Consider the following 21,339-nt stretch of genomic DNA (forward strand, 5'->3'; position numbering starts at 1 on the left):
ACGCGACCGATCCTGTTCGCGACCTGCGGAGGCACATTGTGCAGGCCGGGCGTCCGCCTTTCGTGGGATGATCAAGCAAGGCCGCAAGGCCTCGGCCCGACCGGACGAGATCCGTGCCCCGCCCGCCGATCCGCTCGACCGATTGTCAGGCTGCTTGCACCTCAGCTCCGGGCGTAAATGTCCTCGATGCGGACGATGTCGTCCTCGCCCGTATAGGAGCCGACCTGCACCTCGATGATCTTGAGGTCGATCTTGCCGGGGTTGTGCATGCGATGCGTGCAGCCGATCGGCAGATAGGCCGCCTCGTTCTCGTGATAATGCTTCACGACGCCGTCGATCGTGACCTGGGCCGTGCCGTGCACGACGACCCAATGCTCGGCGCGATGATGATGCCGCTGGAGCGAGAGCGTGCCACCCGGATGGACGCAGATGTGCTTCACCTGAAAGCGATCGCCGATATCGATGCGCTGGTACCACCCCCAGGGGCGATGGATGCGCAGATGGTCGGTCGCTTCACCATAGCCCTGGGCCTGGAGCTGCGCGACGAGTTCCTTCACCCGCGGCGCTTCCGACTTGGCCGCAACGAGCACGGCATCGGTCAGCGCGACGACGACCACGTCCTTCAGCCCGATCACGGTCGTCAGCGGACCCTCGGAGCGAACGAGGCTGCCGTTGGTCCCCAAGACCGAGACAGGCCCCTCCAGGACATTGCCGTCGGCGTCGGCGGTCTTGATGTCGTAGATCGAATCCCACGAGCCGATGTCCGACCAGCCGAAGGTCGCGCGCATCACGCCGGCGCGGCGCGTCTTCTCCATCACCGCATAGTCGATGGAGATCTTCGGCGCGAGCGCGAAGGCGGCGGCGTCGAGGCGCAGGAAGTCGAGGTCCCGCGTACCCCCGGCCAGCGCCGCGCGGGACGCGGCCAGAACCTCGGGCGCGTAGGCCTCGAGTTCCTCGAGCATCGTGTCGGCACGAAACAGGAAGTTGCCGCCGTTCCAGAGGAAGCCCTGCGCGACATATTCCTGCGCATGCGCCGCATCCGGCTTCTCCACGAAGCGGTCGATATCGAACGCGCCCTCGACGCCGAGCGGCGTCCCGCACTCGATGTAACCGTAGGCGGTGGAAGGCTGTGTCGGCACGATGCCGAGCGTCATGATCCGGCCCTCGCGCGCGACCTTCGCCGCCGCGGTGCAATTGGCCACGAACTGCTCGGTGCCCGTCACGACATGATCGGCGGCGAGAACGAGGCAGACCGATTCCGGATCACGCTCGAAGCCCATCAGCGCGCCGATCGCAACGGCGGCCGCCGAGTCGCGGCGCTGGGGCTCGAGCACGATCTCGCCTTCCACGCCCGCCGCCTTCATCTGCTCGGCCACGACGAAGCGGAAATCATTCCCGGTCACCACGATCGGGCGGGTGAAGCCCGGACCGGTCACGCGGCGGAGCGTCTCCTGGAACGTCGAGCGCCCATCTTCCATCAGGGTGATGAACTGCTTCGGCATCGTCTCGCGGGAAACCGGCCAGAGCCGCGTACCCGATCCACCCGCCATGATGATGGGCGTGATGCTGGCGTGTCGGTCGAAATCACTCATGAAATGAGGAAACTCCATAGTCTGGCACGTGCCGACTTGCTCCGGTGACCTGCCGTAAATTCACGCCCAATATACGTCAAGCCTTACAGGGCATACTCCGGACGCTCCAGCGAAGCCAGTCGCCCGCGCCATGCGCCTGTCCCGGCCGCGCCGGTTGATTCATGACTCGCACGGAGATTTTCGCGGACCTGCCGCCCGTTGGTTCGACGCGACGCGCTGGGGCTCGGCCTGGAATTAGACCCTTGGCAGCACCGACTTGCGCGATACCAATTGCGCAGCAATGTGGCATCCGGCCGAGTCAGCGGGATACTCTCCCGCCCCGCGCGAGTGGCAAAATTGACGCGTGTCCTAAGCCTGCCCACAAACTGCACAAAACCGGATGAAAACTGCTAACATTATGATCTTGATAAGTAATTTTCATTCAGCAAGACTGTGGTGCATCGCCAATCTGGGGTAACGCCATGAAGAAACTGTCGAGACGGTCATTTCTCAGGACCAGCGGTCTGGTCGCTGCCGGTGTCACCGGTTCGCTTGCAATGCCCGGACTGATCCGGCCGTCTCTAGCCCAGAACGGCTCGGTCAAGCTCGGTTGCCTGTTCTCTTCCTCCGGCACCATGGCGAATATCGAGGGGCGGCTGAACGACGTGGTGAGGATGGCCGCTGCCGAGCTCAACGCGGCCGGCGGCGTCCTTGGCCAGCAGATCGAGGTTCTGGTTTCCGACCCGGCCTCGGACTGGCCGCTCTACGCCCAGACCGCGCGCCAGATGCTGCAGCAGGAGAACGTCGCGGCGCTATACGGCTGCTGGACGTCGGTGTCGCGCAAGTCGGTGCTGCCGGTCGTCGAGCAGGAAGACGGGCTGCTGTACTACCCGCTGCATTTCGAGGGCGACGAGAACTCCAAGAACGTCGTCTACGTCAATTCCCCGCCAGCGAGTTCGGTCCTGCCAGCGGTCGACTATCTGATGGGCGAGGACGGCGTCGAGGCCAAGCGCTTCTTCCTGCTTGGATCCGACTATGTCTGGCCGCGCACCATCAACAAGCAGCTCAAGGGCTATTTCGAGAGCAAGGGGATCGAGGCCTCGGCGATCCGCGAGGAATACGTGCCCTTCGGCTTCTCGAACTTCCAGACGCTGGTCAACCAGATCCGCTCCTTCGCCGACGAGCCGGGCGGCCAGCCCGTGGTGATCCTCACCGTCGTCGGCAGCTCGATCCCGGACTTCTTCCGCGAATTCGCCAACCAGGGCATTCTCGCGACCGACGTCCCGGTCCTCGGCCTCGACGCGCTGGAAGCCGATTTCGAGGGTCTCGATACCGCGGCGCTGGTGGGTCACCTCAATTGCTGGGCCTATCTGCAGGCCGCCGAAGCGCCCGAGAACGACAAGTTCAAGGCCGACTGGGCGTCCTATGTCGCCGCCAACAACGTGCCCTACAGCCCCGACGTGGTCATCGACCCGATGGTCTCGGCCTACGACTCGGTGAGGCTCTGGGCGCTCGCCGCGGAGAAGGCCGGCTCCTTCGACGTGCCGGAAGTGCGCAGCGCCTTCGCCGGCATCGGCTTCACCGATCCCTCCGGCTACGACATCGCGATGAACGGCGAGAACAACTACGTCAGCCGCGGCGTCTTCATTGGCTCGCTGAATGCCGAACAGAGCTTCGACATTCTCTGGCAGTCCGACGGCACGCCGAAGCCCGAGCCTTTCAGCTCCTACGGCTGAGCGCGCCGTGCCTGAGGGCGCAAGCAGTCGGCGGGGACAGGCAGCCGACGCAGGCTGACCCCGCCGAGGATCCCCCCAAGACGGATCGTCGACAGCCTTCCTTGGCCGGCCGCCGATCCGAAGAGGCTTCATTGGTCAATTCATCCCGCGGTCGGCTGGGCATGTTCCACCTGATCGTCCTGTGGTTCCTCCTGGGTCTGGGCGCGCCGGTGGCCGCGCAGGTCGTTGCGAACGATCGCGCCGGGATCGTCGCCGGTCTCTGCGGAGGCGGCAGCGCGATGGTCGGTGCGGTCGACGCCGTCATCGAGGGTCTTGCCGAGACACCGGCGACCGAGCTCGAGTGGCTTGCGGGCGTCGTCACGGCCCTGCATACGCGTAGCCTTCGCTGCAGCGACGCCGGCGCGACCCTTACCTCCGACGCCGGCACGGTCGATGCCGTCACCGGAGAGCCGGTCGCCGCGGCAACCGGCCGGCCCTTGATCCTCAATCTGCGCAGCCGCGGGTCGGTCGAGAACCTTTCGGCCGCCCTCACGCTGCTCACCGATCCCGCGGCATCCGCCCGCGCCGAGGCGATCTCGCTCCTGTCGCGGCGCCCCAGCGTCATCCCGCCGACGGTCTATGCAAGGGCGGCGGAGCGCGTCGACACCGACGAACAGCGCGCGGCCATCATGGAACTCGCGCAGGTCTCGGCGCTGACCGCCGAGGACATGGACGAGCGGCTGGCGGCGATCGCCGGCATCGTCGAGCATCCCAACCGGCGCAGCCTGTTGCTGCTGGAGGGACTGCGCGAAGATCCCGCCTATGCGAGCGACGAGCGCTTCCGCGTCGCCGTCGATGCCGCCGTCGCCGACACGGCGCGCTGGGTGAAAATCGGGAACACGCTGTCGACGCTCTATAATGGCCTCAGCTACGCCAGTATCCTGTTCATCGCCGCCGTCGGTCTCGCCATCATCTTCGGGCTGATGGGGGTGATCAACCTGGCGCAGGGTGAGTTCATCATGCTCGGCGCCTACAGCGCCTTCGTCGTGCAGGAGACGTTGCGGAGCCTCGCACCCGGGCTGGTCGACTGGTACCTCCTGATCGCCATCCCCTTCGTCTTTCTCATCACCGCAGCGCTCGGCGTTCTGGTCGAGATCGCCATCGTCCGGCACCTCTATCGCCGGCCGCTGATGACCCTCCTGGCGACCTGGGCGGTAAGCCTCTTCCTGATCAACCTGGTGCGGGTGACCTTCGGCACCCAGAACCTGCAGATCCTGACGCCGTCCTACGTCTCAGGCGGCTTCACGCTGGTCGGCGATTTCATCGTCACCTACAACCGGCTGTTCGCCATCGTCTTCGCCGGCGCGGTGCTGGCCATCACGGCCCTCGTCCTGAAAGGCACGGCGCTCGGACTGAACATCCGCACCGTCAGCCAGAACCGCGACATGGCCGGCTGCATCGGGATACCGACGCGGCGGGTCGACATGCTGGCCTTCGGCTTCGGCTCGGGACTGGCGGGCCTTGCCGGCCTCGCGCTGGCGCCGATCTACAACGTCAATCCGCTGATGGGCACGAACTTCATCATCGAGAGCTTCATGGTCGTGGTGCTCGGCGGCGTCGGCACACTGATGGGCACGGTCATCGCGGCGCTCGGCATCGGGCAGATCAACGTCCTCATCGAGCCGATCTACGGTGCAGTGGCGGCGAAGGTCATCGTCCTGCTGCTCATCATCGCCTTCATCCAGTGGCGGCCCGAGGGGCTGTTCCCGGCGCCGGGGCGCCGCAAATGAGCGCCGTGCTTCCCGCAGCGCGCCGCCCGATCGCCGCACGTCTTGGCGGCAGCGGCTTCCTCGCCGTCCTGTCGGCCGTCGCCGCAGCCCTCGTCGGCGTCCTGGTGTTCGGCGGCATGCTCGGCGGGCTGTCGCCCTTCCTGGTCAACGTCGTCGGCCAGTTGGCGGCCTTTGCGCTGCTGGCGCTGTCGCTCGACCTGATCTGGGGCTATGCCGGCATTCTCAGCCTCGGCCACGGGCTCTATTTCGCCGTCGGCGGCTATATCGCCGCGATGCATCTCCTGAAGAGCAGCTACGCCGCCACCGGAATCCTGCCGGACTTCCTGCAGTTCATGGGCTGGAGCGAGTTCCCGTCCTTCTGGTGGGGCCTCGAGAGCTTCCCCTACGCGCTGATCATGCTGTGCCTCGTCTCGGGCGTGGTCGCCTTCGTGTTCGGCTACGTCTCGTTCCGCTCGCGCGTCGGCGGCGTCTATTTCGCCATCATCACCCAGGCGCTGGTCTATGTGGCGATGCTCCTGATGTTCCGGAACGACACCGGCTTCGGCGGCAACAACGGCATGACCGGCTTTGCCGTCATCCTCGGTTTTCCGGCCGGCTCGCGAGCGGTGACGGTGGGGCTCGCCGCCGCGTCGCTCGCGGTACTGCTCGCCGTGCTGGTCGGTCTTCGGCTGCTGCTCGCGGGCCGCTTCGGCCGCCTCGTGCTGGCCTGCCGCGACGACGAAGTGCGGCTGAGAACGCTCGGCTACCGCACCCTGTCGATCAAGCTGGGCGTCTGGTGCCTGTCGGCGGTGATCGCAGCGCTCGCCGGCATGCTCTACGTGCCGCAGGTCGGGATCATCAACCCGCGCCTGTTGTCGCCGGAACTGTCGATCGAGATCGCCGTCTGGGTGGCGATCGGCGGCCGCGGCTACCTGACCGGCGCCGTCGTCGGCGCGGTCTGCGTCAACGCGCTGAAGTTCTGGCTGACGACCAGAGCGCCGGAACTGTGGCCGTTCATCCTCTCCGGCTTCGTGGTGATCGTCGTCCTGCTGCTGCCGAACGGTTTTGCCGATATCGGCGAGCGGCTCCGGACGGTGCGCTCAGGCGCCTTGCGGCTTCCCCGCCGGCTTCGCCCGGTTCGGGACAGCCGGCCATGACCCCCGCCATCGTCGTCGACTCCCTCGTCGTGCAGTTCGGCAGCTTCCGCGCCATCGACGGTTTCTCCGTGGTCATCAACTACGGCGAGGTCCAGTCGGTGATCGGACCGAACGGTGCCGGCAAGTCGACATTGCTTGACGTCATCTCCGGCGTCACCCGGGCCCGCACCGGCAGCGTCGTCCTCGACGGTCAGGTCGACCTCTCGCGCAGCTCGCAGGAGGCCATCGCCGCTGGCGGCGTGCGACGGAAATTTCAGAAGCCCAGCGTCTTCGAGGCCCTGACGGTGGAGGAGAATGTCTGGCTCGGCCGCGGCGGCGGGCTTTGGCGCCGGCAGGACGACCGCCTGGCTGACAGGGAGCACGTCGCGGCAAGCCTGCGGACCGTGGGTCTCGCCGAGCGCGCGCAGGAGCCGGCCGGCCGGCTTTCCCATGGGGAGAAGCAATGGCTGGAGATCGCCATGGTACTCAGCTCCGACCCCAAGGTGCTGCTGCTCGACGAGCCGGTCGCCGGCCTCAGCGACGAGGAGCGCGAGCGCACCGCGGCGCTGGTCAAATCGCTGCGCTCGCCCGATCGGGCGATCGTGGTGGTGGAGCATGACATGGGCTTCGTCGAGAAGATCGCCGACCGCATCACCGTGATGCACGAGGGCCGCTCGCTGTTCGAGGGGCCGATGGCAGCGGTGCGCAACGATGCGCGCGTCGTCGAAGTCTATCTGGGGCGCTGAGCATGAAGCTCGAGATCATCGGCCTCGACCAGCATTACGGCAGCGCCCAGACGCTGCGCGGTGTCGACCTCGTCGCCGAAAGCGGCGAATGCGTCGCGCTGCTGGGGCGCAATGGCGCCGGCAAGACGACCATCCTCAAGTGCCTCGTCGGCCTCCTGCCGCCGAGCGCGGGGGAGATCCGTATCGACGGCGAAACCATCACCGATTGGCCGAATTATCGCCGCTCGCGTGCCGGCATCGGCTACGTTCCGCAGGGCCGCGAGATCTTCCGCGAGCTCAGCGTGCGCGACAACGTCCTCGCCGCGGCGCGGGCGCACGGCCACGACCGGGACGGCTCGATCGAGGAGATGGTGTCGCTGTTCCCGGTCCTCGGCGAGATGTGGAAGCGCACCGGCGGCCAGCTCTCGGGCGGCCAGCAGCAGCAGCTGGCGCTCGCCCGGGCGCTCGTCACGAGGCCGCGACTGCTCGTGCTCGACGAGCCGACGGAGGGAATCCAGCCCTCGATCGTCAAGGTGATCGAGCAGGTCATCCTCTCGCTGAAGCGGCAGATCACCGTTCTCCTGGTCGAGCAGTATGTCGACTTCGCGCTCGGCGTCGCCGATGCCGCCATCACCGTCGAACGCGGTCGCACCGGCATCAAGACCGCCCGCGCCGATTTCGACAAGAGCCAGCTGTCGCGCGCCGTCAGCATCTGAAATCACCCCTGAAGAGAGCAGAGCCATGTCCACCAGTTACGAAATCCCCGCGACGCACGAGAACATGGTCTGGGGCTATATCGATGGGACCACGAAGCCGGTGCTGGAGGTCGAGTCCGGCGACGTCGTGACGCTGCACTCCTTTCCCGCCGGCGGCGCCGACATCCTGCCGGACAATCGCGAGATGGTGCCGCAGGCCTATCTCGATGCGCTGGAAAAGATGACGCAGGGGCCCGGCCCGCATTTCATCACCGGCCCGGTCTACGTGAAGGGTGCCGCACCCGGCGACGTCCTGCAGGTCGACATCCTCGAGACCAGCGTCTTCATGGACTGGGGCTTCGTCGCCATCCTGCCGCTCCTGGGCACGCTGCCCGACGAGTTCACCGAGTACGAGACGATCCACCCGCGCGTCGACCGCGACCGGCAGGTCTGCATCATGCCCTGGGGCACGGAGATCCCGCTCGATCCCTTCTTCGGAATCATGTCGGTCGCCCCGCCGCCGGCATGGGGCCGTTGCGGCTCGCCGGTTCCGCGGGCCTTCGGCGGCAACATGGACAACAAGGAGCTGAAGCCCGGCGCAACGCTCTATCTGCCCGTGTTCAACGAGGGCGCGCTGTTCTACGCCGGCGACGGACACGGCGTGCAGGGCGACGGCGAGGTCTGCATCACCGCGCTGGAGACCGGCTGCACCGGCACGTTCCGGCTGACGGTTCGCAAGGATCTGTCCTACGACCGGCCCTTCGCCGAGACCAAGACCCATTTGATCTCGATCGGCCTCGACGAGGATCTCGACGACGCGGCCAAGCAGGCGGTGGCCGAAATGGTCAAGCATGTCTGCGCCAGGACCGACCTCACCCGCAATCAGGCCTACATGCTGATCTCGCTCGCCGGCGACCTCAGGGTCACCCAGCTCGTCGACGGCAACAAGGGCATCCACATGATGCTCGCCAAGAGCTTCCTCTAGGCCGGGGCACAAGCCGGCTGCCAAGGCAGATCCGGCACGGCGATTGCATGGCGTTTCGGGAGGACCGGCCTTGCGCCGGGCCTCCCGTATCGTTGCCTTGGAGGTTTCGCATGAGACGTTCCAATCATACCGACGCCGAGATCATGTCGCTGCTGAGAGAGGCGGAACAGGGCGTGCCCATCAAGCACATCTGCGCCACCGCCTATGTCTCGGTCCGCACCTTCTACCGCTGGCGCAAGCAACTGGGCGGCCTGCAGCCCGATGCGATCCGCCGGCTGCGGACGCTTGAAATGGAGAACCAACATCTTCGCGTACTGGTCGGCCAGTTGAAGGGGAGCAATCCCGACGGCGTCTGGTCCGGCTGGAAACAGGGCGACGGCAGCGTCGCGCGAAGCGAATGCGGCCTGCCGGGCGCGGTGGCATGCGACGCGGCAATGGCACCCGCGGCCGGCTGCCATCGTGGCTCGGGCGCCTCGTCAGGACGGTTCGCCAGCCTGCGCGCAGGACGTTGCTGAGCGCCATCCTGCGGCCCTTGAAACGGCTCAACGGGGCAGTATCTGCTGCCCCGATCCCTGCCGCTGCGAGCGCCCGGACTGGATAGCCGCCGAACGCCGCGCCTTCGACAACCGCTTCCTGCTCAGGAAATGCGCTGGCGCTGCTCGCATCGAAAGCAACGCCAGCACCTCGTGGCGAACGGCGGTTCTGCCGCGTCGACAGATCATTCGTACGAAAAGGATACCGCATGACCGAGATCGTCGTCGAAATCGACGGGGAGAGCTTCCCTGCCCGCCTGGAAACGGATCGTGCGCCGAAAACGGTCCAGGCCTTTCTGAAGGTTTTGCCCTATGCGGAGCGCATCATCCACGTGCGCTGGAGCGGCGAAGCCTGCTGGATACCGCTCGGCGACACGGATTTCGGCCTTGGCTACGAGAACGCGACCAGTCACCCGGCCCCCGGCGAGGTCATTCTCTATCCGGGCGGCGTGTCGGAGACCGAAATCCTGCTCTCCTACGGACCGACGGCCTTTGCATCGAAGGCCGGGCCGCTCGCCGGCAACCACTTCCTGACGATCACCGACAAGCTCGATCGCCTGGCCGAACTGGGGCGCGACACCTTGTGGTCCGGCGCCAAGTCGATCCGGTTCCGGCTGGCCTGACGAGGCCGGGACGACGACCACCCGACCAGCGACGGATCGCGATTTCGCGGGCTGTCGCGGGCAGCTCGGCGCGGCAGCCGGCTCACCCCGTCGCCGTGACGGAAGCATCGATCGATGCCGACAATATCATGAGGCCGAGGGCGATCTCGTCCTCGGAGACGGTGAGCGGCGGCGCGATGCGGAAGACGCCGCCCATGCCGGGCAGCTTGACGATGTTCATGCTCATGCCCCGCGCCATAGCCTCGTCCATGATCCGCGCGCCGAGCTCGAAGCCGGGCGTCTTCCGATGCCGGTCCGCGACGATCTCCAGCCCGAGGAGCAGGCCGCGCCCGCGCACGTCGCCGATGCACTCGAAGCGCTGCTGGAGCGATTGCAGGCCCTGTTTCAAGAGAGCGCCGCGGGCCGCCGCCTGCTCGACGAGGCCATCGCGTTCGACGACGTCGAGAACCTTGAGCCCGACGGCGGCCGGCAGCGGGTCGGAAGCGTGGGTGGTGTAGAACAGATACCCCCGCTCGAACGCCTGCTGCTCGATCGCCGCGGTGGTCATCACCGCCGCCAGCGGCAAGCCGGCGCCCAGCGTCTTCGACAGGGTCAGGATGTCCGGTGTGACGCCGTCCTGCTGGAAAGCGAACATGTCGCCGGTCCGCCCGATGCCGGTCTGCGCCTCGTCGAGGATCAGCAGCATCCCGCGCTCCTCGCATTTGCGCTTCAGCGCGGCGAGATAGCCCGTGGGCAGTTCCAGGATGCCGCCGCTCGAAAGGATCGGCTCGGCGATGAAGGCGGCGAGATTGCCGGTCGACTGCTGGTCGACCAGGGCGAAGGCGTCGTCGAGTTCGCTCTGCCAGTCGAGCGTCCCGTCCTCATGGGTGAAGCGCGGGCGGTAGCTGTTCGGCGCCGGAATGGCGAAGGAGCCGGCTGTCGCCGGGCCGTAGCCCTTGCGGCCGGCGCTGTAGGTCGCCGAGGCGGCGGCGCCGGTCATGCCGTGCCAGCTCTGCGCGAAGGCGACGATCTCAAACTTGCCGGTCACCAGCTTGGCCATGCGCAGCGCCGCCTCGTTGGCCTCCGCGCCGGTGGTCAGCAGTTGCACTCGCTCCAGCCCCGGCGCCAGCTCGGCAAGACGCGCGGCGAGCGACACCACCGGGCGGCTCAGCATGCCGCTGAACAGATGCGCCACCTTGCCCATCTGCTCGGTGACGGCCGCGACGATGTCGGGATGGCCATGCCCCAGCACGGCGCTCATCTGGCCGGAGGTGAAGTCGAGGATCCTGGTGCCGTCGGCGTCGTAGACGAAGCTGCCTTCCGCCCGCTCGATGATCACCTTCTCGAAACTCGGGCCATAGCGCGTCAGGTTCCGGTTGGCGGCTTCCCAGAATGCGGGTTCGGCGTTCAGCGACATCATTCACCTCGGCGTTCGATCAGCGGCGATGATGGACCGGATTGCGCTCGCGTATCGAATTGATAATACTTCAATCCGCTATCAACTGAATCGATATCATGTTGGATCTCCAGCTGCTCCGCAGCTTCTCCATCGTTGCCCGCACGGGCTCGATCAGCGTTGCGGCGATGCAGATCGGCCGGACGCAGTCGGCGCTGAGCATGCAGATGCGACGGCTGGAGGAAATGATCGGCCAGCCGCTGCTGCACCGGACCGGGTCGGGCGTGCGCCTCACCGTCACCGGCGAGCGACTGCTGGTCCACGCCGAGGCGCTGCTCGGCCGCCATGACGAGGCGGTCTCCGACATGGCGGGAACCGGGCTCAGGGGCTCGATCACATTCGGCTGCCCGGAGGAATATTCGATCGCCTTCGTGCCGGGCCTGCTCAAGGGCTTCTTTCGGGACCACCCCGACGTCGAGCTGCACATGGTCTGCGCGCCGACGGTGGACCTGCGCGAACTGCTGCACCGGCGCCAGCTGGAGATGGCGCTGATCTCGACGCCGGATCCAGGCGGCGACGCGGTGATCCGGACTGACAGCTTCGTCTGGGTCGCCAACCAGCCGGCGCCGGAGATCCTCGGCCACGACATCCTGCCGCTGGCGCTTTCCGCGCCGTCGACGCTCGATCACCGAGCCGCCACCGACGCGATGCGGTCGGCGGGACGGCGCTACCGCCTCGCCTATGCGAGCAACAGCCTAGCGGGGCTGATCGCGATCACCCGCTCCGGTCACGCGATCAGCGTCACCACGCGGGCGGCCGTGCCCGGCGACCTGTCGATCATCACGCAGGATCTTCCGCCGCTGCCCGAGCTCGGCATGGCGCTCGCCTATGCCAGCGCACAGGAGTCGGCCGCGGCCAGGGCGCTGGGCGAGCACATTCGCGCCGTCCTGCCGACGCTCTAGATCTGCGCGACCTTCATTGGCGCCCTTGCCTCGACGTGCTGGACGCCCGACCTTGTCGAAGACGCCAATCACGAGGATCGCAGAATGAGCAAGGGTTCGGACCTGTTGGTCGCCGCTTTGGAGAACGAAGGCGTCGACTGCATCTTCGGCGTTCCCGGCGAAGAGAATCTCGACGTGCTGGAATCGCTGCGCACGTCGAAGATTCGGCTGATCCTGACGCGGCACGAGCAGGCGGCGGCGTTCATGGCGGCGACCCATGGCCGGCTGACCGGCCGGCCGGGCGTCTGCATCGCGACGCTCGGACCCGGGGCCCTCAATTTGTCGACCGGCGCTGCCTATGCGCATCTCGGCGCCATGCCGATGATCATGATCACCGGCCAGAAGGCGATCATGACCGCCAAGCAGGCCCGTTTCCAGATTGTCGACGTCGTCGCCTCGATGAGGCCGCTGACCAAGATGACCCGCCAGATCGTCAACGCCGCCAGCATCCCCTCGGTGGTCCGGGACGCCTTCCGCGTCGCGACGGAGGAGCGGCCGGGCCCGGTGCATCTGGAACTGCCCGAGGACGTCGCGGCGGAAGAGACCGACGCAATCCCGATGATCCCGGTCCATCCGCTGGAGCGGCCGATCGCGCCCCGTGAAGCCCTGGACCGGGCGGCAGGGATGATCCTGGCGGCGAGGCGGCCGCTGGTGATGATCGGCGCGGCCGGCAACCGGCCGCATCTCGTCGAGACGCTGTCGTCCTTCGTGCGGCGCACCTTGCTGCCGTTCTTCAACACGCAGATGGGCAAGGGCGCCGTCACCGGCGGCTCGAACCTCTATGTGGGAACAGCGGCGCTCTCCGAGGGAGACCACGTCCACCAGGCCATCAACCATGCCGATCTGATCATTGCCATCGGCCATGACACGATCGAGAAGCCGCCTTTCCTGATGAAGAGCGCCGGCGGCTGCAAGGTCATCCATATCGGCTACCAGTCCGCCGCGGTCGAACAGGTCTACCATCCCGATGCCGAGGTGATCGGCGACATCGGCGCGACCGTCACCGGCCTCGCCGACCGGCTCGAGGGCAGGCTCGTCGCCGATCCCTCGATGCTGGAACTGCGCCAGACGATCCTGTCGAGGATCAACGACCGCGCCGAGGAGGACCGCTTCCCGATCACGCCGCAGCGTATCGTCCACGACGTGCGCAACGTCATGCCGGAGGACGGAATCGTCTGCCTCGACAACGGCATGTACAAGATCTGGTTCGCCCGAAACTACCGCACCCATGTCGCCAACACGCTGCTGCTCGACAACGCGCTGGCGACGATGGGCGCCGGGCTTCCCTCGGCGATGATGGCGGCGATGCTGTATCCCGGGCGCCGCGTCATGGCGATCTGCGGCGACGGCGGCTTCATGATGAATTCGCAGGAGATGGAGACGGCGGTCCGGCTCGGCCTGAACCTCGTCGTCGTGATCCTGAACGACAACGGCTACGGCATGATCCGCTGGAAGCAGTCGGTCGACGACTTCCCCGATTTCGGGCTGACCTTCGGCAATCCCGACTTCGTGCGGTACGCGGAGGCCTATGGCTCCAAGGGCTCGCGGGTCGCGTCGGTCGACGACCTCGTCCCGACGCTGGAAGCCGCTTTCGCCGGCGGCGGCGTCCACCTCGTCGAGGTTCCCATCGATTATGCCGAGAACACGAGGGTGCTCGTGGAGGAATTGCGGAACCGTAGTCCGGACATCAAGCTCGCCTGATCCGGCCGGATCGCCGTTCTTCCAGTCGTAGCCCACGTCCGATGCAAACGGGTCTGATCGGCAGCGGTCGCCCCGACAATCCAGCCTTCTCGAAGCCGGGCCCGTTTCCGGCAAACCGTCCATTCCGATGGAATGCTAACGCCGCCAGCCCGACCGCGCCTGGGTAGTGGCTCCATTGCCGAGGCCGGCGCAGGGCGATGACCCGTTGCCGGTCACCGATACGGCCGTGCGGCATGAGGATGCGTGCCAGCGCGCCGAACCCTCCGCGGCGAGGCGTCCTCCCTCTGCTCGGCCAGGCGATACGTCTGGGGCTCCCGCCTGGAAGCCGTCCGAGGCGACGGCAGAAAAATTTCTATACCAATCGTTATAGTGACCCTTGAACCGCACGAAGCCGGCATCCATCTGCTGCCTACCGATCGGTACAGATTTCACCGGTCAGGCCGCGAGAAGCGCGGCACGAACGTTAAAGGACAGGACAATGATCAGCATTATCACAACCAGCGCCGTCGCACTCGTGCTGTTCGGCTCGACCCTCGCTTCGGCGCAGTACGTGCCGGGCTCAGACGCGACGAGCCGCGCCAATGGTTACACGGAGCGGCTGAAAGTTGCGGCCGGCTATCCGGACGCAGCTGCCCCGTCGACAGTTCGGAACACGACCTTCGGCTATCCAGCAGCTGAGCGCACCACGGTCGTCATTCCGGGCTCCGATGCCTCCCTCAGGCAGGCCGATGAGGCCGCCCGCGCAAGCGTGCAGCGTCGTATCAGTCAGTAGACCGCCTGTCCCGGACTGAGGCCTGGGCCGATGTCCGGACGGCGACCTGCCGCGCACGGGGTCCGCCCGTGCCGCCTCGATGAATCAGAGATACCGGGCGCATGGGACCTATGCGCCCGGTGGCCTGGGCAGGTGTCCGGCGGTGCGAATGCGGCGCAGACACCTCCGATATCCCTGAAAGCGACGGTCACGCCGACCGCGCCGGCTCCTTACCTTCCCTGACGAGGCATCCCGATGAGACAGACGAACTTTTGGCAGCTCTTCTGGAGTTCCAGCCTGGCGGTCGCCATCGCCGTGGGCGCCACGACTGCGGCCTTGAACGAAACGGGACGTGCCGCCGCCGTTGAAGCGGCAGCCACGGCTCCCGAGGCGGTGAAGGTTCCGGTCACTGCGGTGACACCACGATCGGTGACGCTTTGGCGGGAATATTCCGGGCGGCTGGAAGCGGTCGGCCGGGTCGAGATCAGGCCGCGCGTCGGCGGCGCGATCCAGTCCTTTCATTTCCGTGAAGGCGCGCTCGTGAAGGCGGGCGATCTCATCGCCACCATCGATCAGGCACCCTACCAGGCCGCCGTCGCAAGGGCGCGCGCCGATGTCGAGGCGGCCGAGGCCGAGGTCGACCTCGCGGCGCTCGAAGTCGGCCGCGCCGAGCAGCTCGTGACCTCCCGCACCGTGTCGCAGAGTACGCTCGACCAGCGTTCCAGCGCCGCCGCCCAGGCGGTCGCCAGCGCCGATGCGGCGAAGGCCGCGCTGAGGACCGCCGAACTCGACCTCGGCTACACCGAGGTCCGGACGCCGATCGATGGCCGAATTGGCCAGATCGAGGTCACCGCAGGCAATCTCGTGGCAGCGGGGCTCTCGTCCGCCGTTCTGACGACGGTGGTGTCTGTCGATCCAATCTATGCCGGATTCGACGTGAATGCCGGCGATGTGGCCGAGATCCTATCCGCCCTGCCCGACCAGGACGGCCCGCTTCCCGCCTATGGCGACATCCCGGTGGAAGTGCAGCGGTTCGACTCCCAGGGAACCCAGCCGGCCGTGCGCGGCCACGTGCAGCTCATCGGCAACGAGGTCGACCCGCAGAGCGGCACCTTGCGGATCCGGGCCTCGCTCGACAATCCGAACGGTGCGCTCATCCCCGGCGAATTCGTCCGTATCCGGCTCGGACAACCGAGGCCACAGAACAGGCTGCTGATCAGCGAGCGGGCCGTCGGCACCGACCAGGACCGCAAATACGTCCTCGTCGTCGGCAGCGACAAGAAGGTCGAGTACCGCACCATTCAACTGGGTGCCTCCGTCGACGGACTGCGCGTGGTCGAAGACGGCCTGAAGCCCGGCGAGCAGATCGTCGTCGAAGGGCTCCAGTCCCTGACCCCCGGCACGCTCGTCGATCCCGAACCCGTCGCGCTGGCTTCTGCCGAGTAGGTTGCGACGGTCGAGGGCGGCCCGGCTCTCCCCCCGAGCCGGGCCGCCCGTCCCCTTGATGCCATCCATGATCCGCCTGCCGTCGTGACGCCCGCCCTGCCGGGCGCCTTGCCGCCGAAACGCCCCTGCCGGCGAACGGAGAGATCCCCGTGAACATCTCGAATTTCTTCATCGATCGCCCGGTGTTCGCGGGCGTGCTGTCGGTCTTCATCCTGATCGGCGGCCTGCTCGGCATGCAGGCGCTGCCGATCTCCGAATATCCCGAGGTCGTGCCGCCCTCGATCGTGGTGCGCGCCCAATATCCCGGCGCCAACCCGACGGTCATCGCCGAGACGGTCGCGACGCCGATCGAGGAGGAGATCAACGGCGTCGAGGGCATGCTCTACATGTCCAGCCAGGCGACCGCCGACGGAGCGCTGACGCTCACCGTCACCTTCGCCCTTGGCACCGATCCCGACCAGGCCCAGCAGCTCGTCCAGAACCGCGTCAGCCAGGCCGAACCCCGGCTGCCGGAAGAGGTCCGCTCGCTCGGCATCTCGACGACCAAGAGCTCGCCCGACCTGATGATGGTGGTGCATCTCGTCTCGCCGGACGGCCGTTACGATATCAAGTATCTTCGGAACTACGCGGTCATCAACGTCAAGGACAGGTTGGCGCAGATCACCGGCGTCGGCGACGTCCAGGTCTTTGGCTCGGGCGACTATGCGATGCGAGTCTGGCTCGATCCGCAGAAGGTCGCCGAGGAGGGCCTGTCGGCGAGCGACGTGGTGGCCGCCATCCGCGAGCAGAACGTCCAGGCCGCGGCCGGCCAGATCGGCGCGCCGCCGACGAACGGCGGCATCGAGCTGCAGCTTTCCGTCAACGCGCAAGGCCGACTGAACACGCCCGAGGCCTTCGGCGACATCATCGTCAAGACCGCCCCGAACGGTGCCGTCGTGCGGCTGCGCGACGTCGCCCGGGTCGAACTCGGCGTCTCCAGCTATTCGCTGCGCTCGCTTCTCAGCAGCGAGCCGGCCGTCGCCTTGCCGATCTTCCAGTCGCCGGGCTCCAACGCGATCGGCGTCTCCGACGCGATCCGCGCGACGATGGACGAGCTGCAGGCCAACATGCCGGAAGGGGTCGAGTACGAGATCGTCTACGACACGACCCAGTTCGTGCGCGCCTCGATCGAGGCCGTGGTGCATACGCTGCTCGAGGCCGTGATCCTCGTCGTTCTCGTCGTCATCGTATTCCTGCAGACCTGGCGCGCCTCGATCATCCCGCTGATCGCCGTCCCGGTCTCGATCATCGGCACGTTCGGCGCGCTCTACGTGCTCGGCTTCTCGATCAACGCGCTCAGCCTGTTCGGACTGGTGCTGGCGATCGGCATCGTCGTCGACGACGCGATCGTCGTGGTCGAGAATGTCGAGCGCAACATCGAGGAGGGCCTCGCCCCCCGCGAGGCGACCTACAAGGCGATGCGCGAGGTTTCCGGCCCGATCATCGCGATCGCGCTGGTTCTGGTCGCGGTCTTCGTCCCGCTCGCCTTCATCTCGGGGCTCACCGGGCAGTTCTATCGCCAGTTCGCCGTCACGATCGCCATCTCGACCGTGATCTCGGCGATCAATTCGCTGACACTCTCGCCGGCGCTCGCGGCTCTCCTCCTGAAGGGGCACGACGCGCCGAAGGACCGGCTGACGCGGGGGATGGACTTCGTCTTCGGCTGGTTCTTCCGCGGCTTCAACCGCGCCTTCAACTCCGGCTCGCGGGCCTACGGCAATTCGGTCGGGCGATTGTTCTCGAGAAAGACGATCGTCATGGGCGTCTATTTCGCCCTCGTCGGGGCGACCGTCTTCATGTTCAACCAAGTGCCCGGCGGATTCGTGCCGGCGCAGGACAAGGGCTATCTCGTCGGCTTCGCCCAGCTTCCCGACGGCGCCAGCCTCGATCGGACGGAAGACGTCATCCGGGAGATGAGCGACATCGCGCTCGACGAGCCCGGCGCCAGCAGCACGGTCGCCTTTCCGGGCCTGTCGATCAACGGCTTCACCAACAGTCCCAGCGCCGGTGTCGTCTTCGTCACCGAATCCCCGTTCGAAGAACGCGAGGGCCTGCCCGGCGGCGCCATCGCCGGCTCGCTCAACCAGAAATTTGCCGGCATCCGGGAAGCCACGATCGCCGTCTTCCCGCCACCGCCCGTCCAGGGTCTCGGCACGATCGGCGGCTTCAAGCTGCAGCTCCAGGACCGCGCCGGCCTCGGCTACGAGGCGCTGAACCAGGCGACGAACGATTTCCTGGCGAAGGCGCGCGCGACGCCTGAACTCGCCGGCATGTTCTCGAGCTATCGGATCAACGTGCCGCAGCTCTTCGCCGATCTCGACCGCACCAAGGCGCATCAGCTGGGCGTTTCGGTGACGGACGTCTTCGACACGTTGCAGATCTATCTCGGCTCGCTCTACGTCAACGACTTCAACGCCTTTGGCCGCACCTACTCGGTGCGGGTGCAGGCCGATGCCGGCAGTCGCAGCCAGCCCGACGACATCGCCCGCCTGAGGGTGCGCTCGTCGAACGGCGCGATGGTGCCGCTTTCGGCGCTGATGACGGTGAAGCCGTCGGCCGGGCCGGAACTGGCGAGCCGCTACAACGGCTTCCTCGCCGCCGACATCAATGGCGGCCCGGCGCCCGGCTATTCGTCCGGCGAGGCGCAGGCCGCCGTCGAGCGCGTCGCGGCCGAGACGCTGCCGAAGGGCGTCGGCTTCGAGTGGACGGACCTCACCTACCAGCAGATCATCGCCGGGAATTCCGGCCTGATCGTCTTCCCGCTAGCCGTGCTCCTGGTCTTCCTGGTGCTGGCGGCCCAGTACGAAAGCCTGACGCTGCCCTTCGCGATCATCATGATCGTGCCGACGGGGATCCTCGCCGCGCTGGTCGGCGTCTGGCTCGACCAGGGCGACAACAACATCTTCACGCAGATCGGATTCATCGTGCTGGTCGGCCTGTCCGTGAAGAACGCCATCCTGATCGTCGAATTCGCCCGCGACCTGGAGATTTCCGGCATGGCGACCCGGCAGGCGGCGGTGGAGGCGAGCCGGCTGCGGCTGCGCCCCATCCTGATGACCTCGATCGCCTTCATCATGGGCGTCGTGCCGCTGGTTCTGTCGACGGGCCCCGGCGCCGAGATGCGCGCGGCGATGGGCGTCGCGGTGTTTGCCGGTATGCTGGGGGTCACCGTCTTCGGGATCTTCCTGACGCCGGTGTTCTACGTGCTGGTGCGCAAGCTCTCCGGCGGGCGGCCGCTGGCGCGGGTCGACGGGGCGAAGCCGGAGGCGGCGGCCGTGGTCCATCCATGAGGCGCCTTCCGTCGATGCGGGCGGCGCCTCGACGCCCCGTTACGCTTTGAAAAAACCCGGATAATCCCCATATGATGGCTAAGAACGGCATAGAGTATGAGGACCGGGAAAAAGCGACATGGCCAGAGGACGTCCCAGAGAGTTCGATGTCGACGAGGCGCTCGACAAGGCAGTTCTCCTATTCTGGCGACAGGGCTACGAGGGCACCTCGCTGGCCGACCTCATCGAGGCAATGGGCATCACCAAGCCCAGCCTCTACGCCGCCTTCGGCAACAAGGAAGAGCTGTTCCGGAAGGCTGTCGATCGCTACGCCGACAAGCGCGTCGCCTATCTCGACACGATCCTGAACCAGCCTTCGTCCCGGCGCGCCATCGAAGGGTTCCTGATGCTGTTTACCGGCGCGGAATCACCCGACGGGACGCCCACCGGCTGCCTGATGGTTCAGGGCGCGCTGGTCTGCAGCCCGGAAGGCGACTCGGTCAAGGACGATCTTCAGGCGCGCCGGTTTTCCAACCTGCAGCGGCTCTGCGAACGGCTGGAGCGCTGGAAGGCGGAGGGCGACCTCCCCGGCGATACCGACACCGACAGCCTCGGCAGCTATGTCATAACCGTCGCCAACGGTCTCGTGGTGCAGGCCAATGGCGGCGCCAGGCCCGAGCAGCTTCAGAAGGTCGTCCGGCAGTTCATGGAATCATGGCCCGGCAAGCTGGACGAGACGGTCGCCGCACCGGACATCTGCGCGGCCTGAGGCGTAGCCAAGATCGATGCGATCGAACGGACTTCACCGACATCGGCCTATGACCGACGCAGCACGTCCTGCCATTCGTCTGCCATTCGCGGTGACGGTCGATCTGCGCTTCGGCGAACGGGCAGAGCGGAACGATGGCGATATCTTCACGACGGGCATCCTCAATGGCCTGCCGCACCAGTCGCTCGCCGATCTTGCGGCCACGCAAAGCTGCCGGGGCTTCCGTATGATCGATGATGATCAGCCCCTTGCCGCCCGGCTGTATCTCTCCCTCCTACCCGATCGATTTCGACCCGAACGTATGAACCTCCTCAACAAGGGCTTGATCGTGAAGCGCACCCGTCATCCACCCCGCCGCAAGATCCCAGACGCCTTTGCGCCTCGCTTTCAGCGGCACCATGACGTTGTAGAGCCCCGGCGGTACCACGGCCGCATGGCCGATGCGGACGAGCGTTCCGTCCTTTATGAAGGCATCGACGAGCGTGCTCCATCCGAGCGCGACACCTTGGCCTGCGCGCGCCGCGGCGATTGTCTCCGTGTAGTGACTGAACCGCAGTGAGGGCCTTCGGCTCGCCATGGGATGCCCCACGCCGGCAAACCAATCGTGCCAGCTATACCAGGTCTTGTCCGGCTGGTCGGTCTCGATCTGGTCGTAGGACGAGTTCCAGAAGTCCCCTTCCGGGAGCCTTCGGAAATAATCCGGCGAGCAGATCGGAAAGATGGCGTCCCCGCAGGAAGCGAGCACCGTTCCGTCGCCAAAGGGAGGCAGGCCGTAGCGAACCGCGATGTCGACCTCCCCACCGTCGAGATTGATCCTGCTGTCCTGCGAGATGACCCGGATCTGCACGTCGGGATAGGACTGGCGAAACTCGCCGAGCCGCGGCAGCAACCACAACGCCGAGAAGGCGAGGCTTGCACCAATGGTGACGACCTCGTTCTCCCTCGAAGACCTGAGCGCGTCGACGCCTTCGGCCATCCGCGCGAAGCTGTCCGTGAGGATGTTTCCCAACGCGAGGCAGGCCGCCGTCGGCTCGATCGAGCGGTGACCGCGAACGAAGAGGATGGTGCCGAAATCCTTCTCGAGCGCAGCGATCTGCCGGCTGACCGCGGCCTGGGTCACGTTGAGCTCCTGCGCGGCCGCCGTGAAGCTTCTGCGCCTGATGACCGCCTCCACCGCCACGAGCGCCGTGAGCGACGGGATATTCTTCCGGAACTGCATTTCGCGAGCCCTCGACC

18 protein-coding genes are annotated in these 21,339 nt (G+C 66.6%); 14 read left to right on the forward strand and 4 right to left on the reverse strand.

What is annotated here, in order from left to right; translation table 11 throughout:
• Window positions 1-161 precede the first annotated feature (161 nt).
• Window positions 162-1,592, reverse strand: a complete 1,431-nt coding sequence (locus GTW51_RS14595; protein WP_163044757.1) for a mannose-1-phosphate guanylyltransferase/mannose-6-phosphate isomerase — start codon at window positions 1,590-1,592, stop codon at window positions 162-164.
• 461 nt (window positions 1,593-2,053) lie between these two features.
• Here GTW51_RS14595 and GTW51_RS14600 point away from each other — a divergent pair, with 461 nt between their 5' ends.
• From GTW51_RS14600 to GTW51_RS14635, 8 genes are all read left to right on the forward strand, one after another.
• Complete coding sequence (locus GTW51_RS14600; protein WP_163044758.1) at window positions 2,054-3,307, forward strand: transporter substrate-binding protein; 1,254 nt, start codon at window positions 2,054-2,056, stop codon at window positions 3,305-3,307.
• Window positions 3,308-3,438: 131 nt separating this feature from the next.
• The gene (urtB, locus tag GTW51_RS14605; RefSeq protein WP_246233143.1) at window positions 3,439-5,076 is read left to right on the forward strand and encodes an urea ABC transporter permease subunit UrtB; all 1,638 of its coding nucleotides are present in this window, start codon (window positions 3,439-3,441) and stop codon (window positions 5,074-5,076) included.
• A complete protein-coding gene (gene urtC / locus GTW51_RS14610) occupies window positions 5,073-6,212 on the forward strand; it encodes an urea ABC transporter permease subunit UrtC (protein ID WP_246233145.1) in 1,140 nt (379 codons plus the stop codon). The genes urtB and urtC overlap by 4 nt, the downstream gene beginning before the upstream one ends.
• Entirely contained in the window at window positions 6,209-6,937 is a 729-nt protein-coding gene (locus tag GTW51_RS14615) for an ATP-binding cassette domain-containing protein (protein WP_163044759.1), read from the forward strand. The genes urtC and GTW51_RS14615 overlap by 4 nt, the downstream gene beginning before the upstream one ends.
• Window positions 6,938-6,939: 2 nt before the next feature.
• A complete protein-coding gene (locus tag GTW51_RS14620) occupies window positions 6,940-7,632 on the forward strand; it encodes an ATP-binding cassette domain-containing protein (RefSeq protein WP_203566090.1) in 693 nt (230 codons plus the stop codon).
• Window positions 7,633-7,657: 25 nt separating this feature from the next.
• A complete protein-coding gene (locus tag GTW51_RS14625; protein ID WP_163044760.1) occupies window positions 7,658-8,596 on the forward strand; it encodes an acetamidase/formamidase family protein in 939 nt (312 codons plus the stop codon).
• Window positions 8,597-8,706: 110 nt separating this feature from the next.
• On the forward strand, window positions 8,707-9,111 hold the full coding sequence (locus GTW51_RS14630; RefSeq protein WP_163044761.1) for a transposase: 405 nt from the start codon (window positions 8,707-8,709) through the stop codon (window positions 9,109-9,111).
• Between the two features lie 227 nt (window positions 9,112-9,338).
• The gene (locus GTW51_RS14635; protein ID WP_163044762.1) at window positions 9,339-9,752 is read left to right on the forward strand and encodes a DUF3830 family protein; all 414 of its coding nucleotides are present in this window, start codon (window positions 9,339-9,341) and stop codon (window positions 9,750-9,752) included.
• A gap of 82 nt (window positions 9,753-9,834) precedes the next feature.
• Here the strand turns inward: GTW51_RS14635 and GTW51_RS14640 are convergent, their stop codons facing one another.
• On the reverse strand, window positions 9,835-11,148 hold the full coding sequence (locus GTW51_RS14640; protein WP_163044796.1) for an aspartate aminotransferase family protein: 1,314 nt from the start codon (window positions 11,146-11,148) through the stop codon (window positions 9,835-9,837).
• A 98-nt stretch (window positions 11,149-11,246) separates the two neighbouring features.
• Between GTW51_RS14640 and GTW51_RS14645 the strand changes: the two genes are divergently transcribed.
• From GTW51_RS14645 to GTW51_RS14670, 6 genes are all read left to right on the forward strand, one after another.
• Entirely contained in the window at window positions 11,247-12,089 is an 843-nt protein-coding gene (locus GTW51_RS14645; protein WP_203566091.1) for a LysR family transcriptional regulator, read from the forward strand.
• Window positions 12,090-12,173: 84 nt separating this feature from the next.
• The gene (locus GTW51_RS14650) at window positions 12,174-13,829 is read left to right on the forward strand and encodes an acetolactate synthase large subunit (RefSeq protein WP_163044763.1); all 1,656 of its coding nucleotides are present in this window, start codon (window positions 12,174-12,176) and stop codon (window positions 13,827-13,829) included.
• 478 nt (window positions 13,830-14,307) lie between these two features.
• Window positions 14,308-14,601 carry a hypothetical protein gene (locus GTW51_RS14655; RefSeq protein ID WP_163044764.1) on the forward strand — a complete coding sequence of 98 codons (294 nt, stop codon included), beginning with the start codon at window positions 14,308-14,310 and terminating at the stop codon, window positions 14,599-14,601.
• A 234-nt stretch (window positions 14,602-14,835) separates the two neighbouring features.
• Entirely contained in the window at window positions 14,836-16,026 is a 1,191-nt protein-coding gene (locus tag GTW51_RS14660; RefSeq protein WP_163044765.1) for an efflux RND transporter periplasmic adaptor subunit, read from the forward strand.
• A gap of 149 nt (window positions 16,027-16,175) precedes the next feature.
• Window positions 16,176-19,355, forward strand: coding sequence for a multidrug efflux RND transporter permease subunit (locus GTW51_RS14665; RefSeq protein WP_163044766.1), 3,180 nt, complete (start codon window positions 16,176-16,178; stop codon window positions 19,353-19,355).
• Between the two features lie 118 nt (window positions 19,356-19,473).
• The gene (locus GTW51_RS14670; RefSeq protein ID WP_163044767.1) at window positions 19,474-20,103 is read left to right on the forward strand and encodes a TetR/AcrR family transcriptional regulator; all 630 of its coding nucleotides are present in this window, start codon (window positions 19,474-19,476) and stop codon (window positions 20,101-20,103) included.
• Here GTW51_RS14670 and GTW51_RS14675 read toward each other — a convergent pair.
• Entirely contained in the window at window positions 20,039-20,311 is a 273-nt protein-coding gene (locus GTW51_RS14675) for a GNAT family N-acetyltransferase (RefSeq protein WP_246233147.1), read from the reverse strand. The two genes, GTW51_RS14670 and GTW51_RS14675, sit on opposite strands and share 65 nt — an antisense overlap.
• A gap of 66 nt (window positions 20,312-20,377) precedes the next feature.
• Entirely contained in the window at window positions 20,378-21,322 is a 945-nt protein-coding gene (locus GTW51_RS14680; protein WP_163044799.1) for a LysR substrate-binding domain-containing protein, read from the reverse strand.
• Window positions 21,323-21,339 lie beyond the last annotated feature (17 nt).

It is taken from the genome of Aurantimonas aggregata (assembly GCF_010500835.1).
GTDB classification, from domain to species: Bacteria; Pseudomonadota; Alphaproteobacteria; order Rhizobiales; family Rhizobiaceae; genus Aurantimonas; species Aurantimonas aggregata.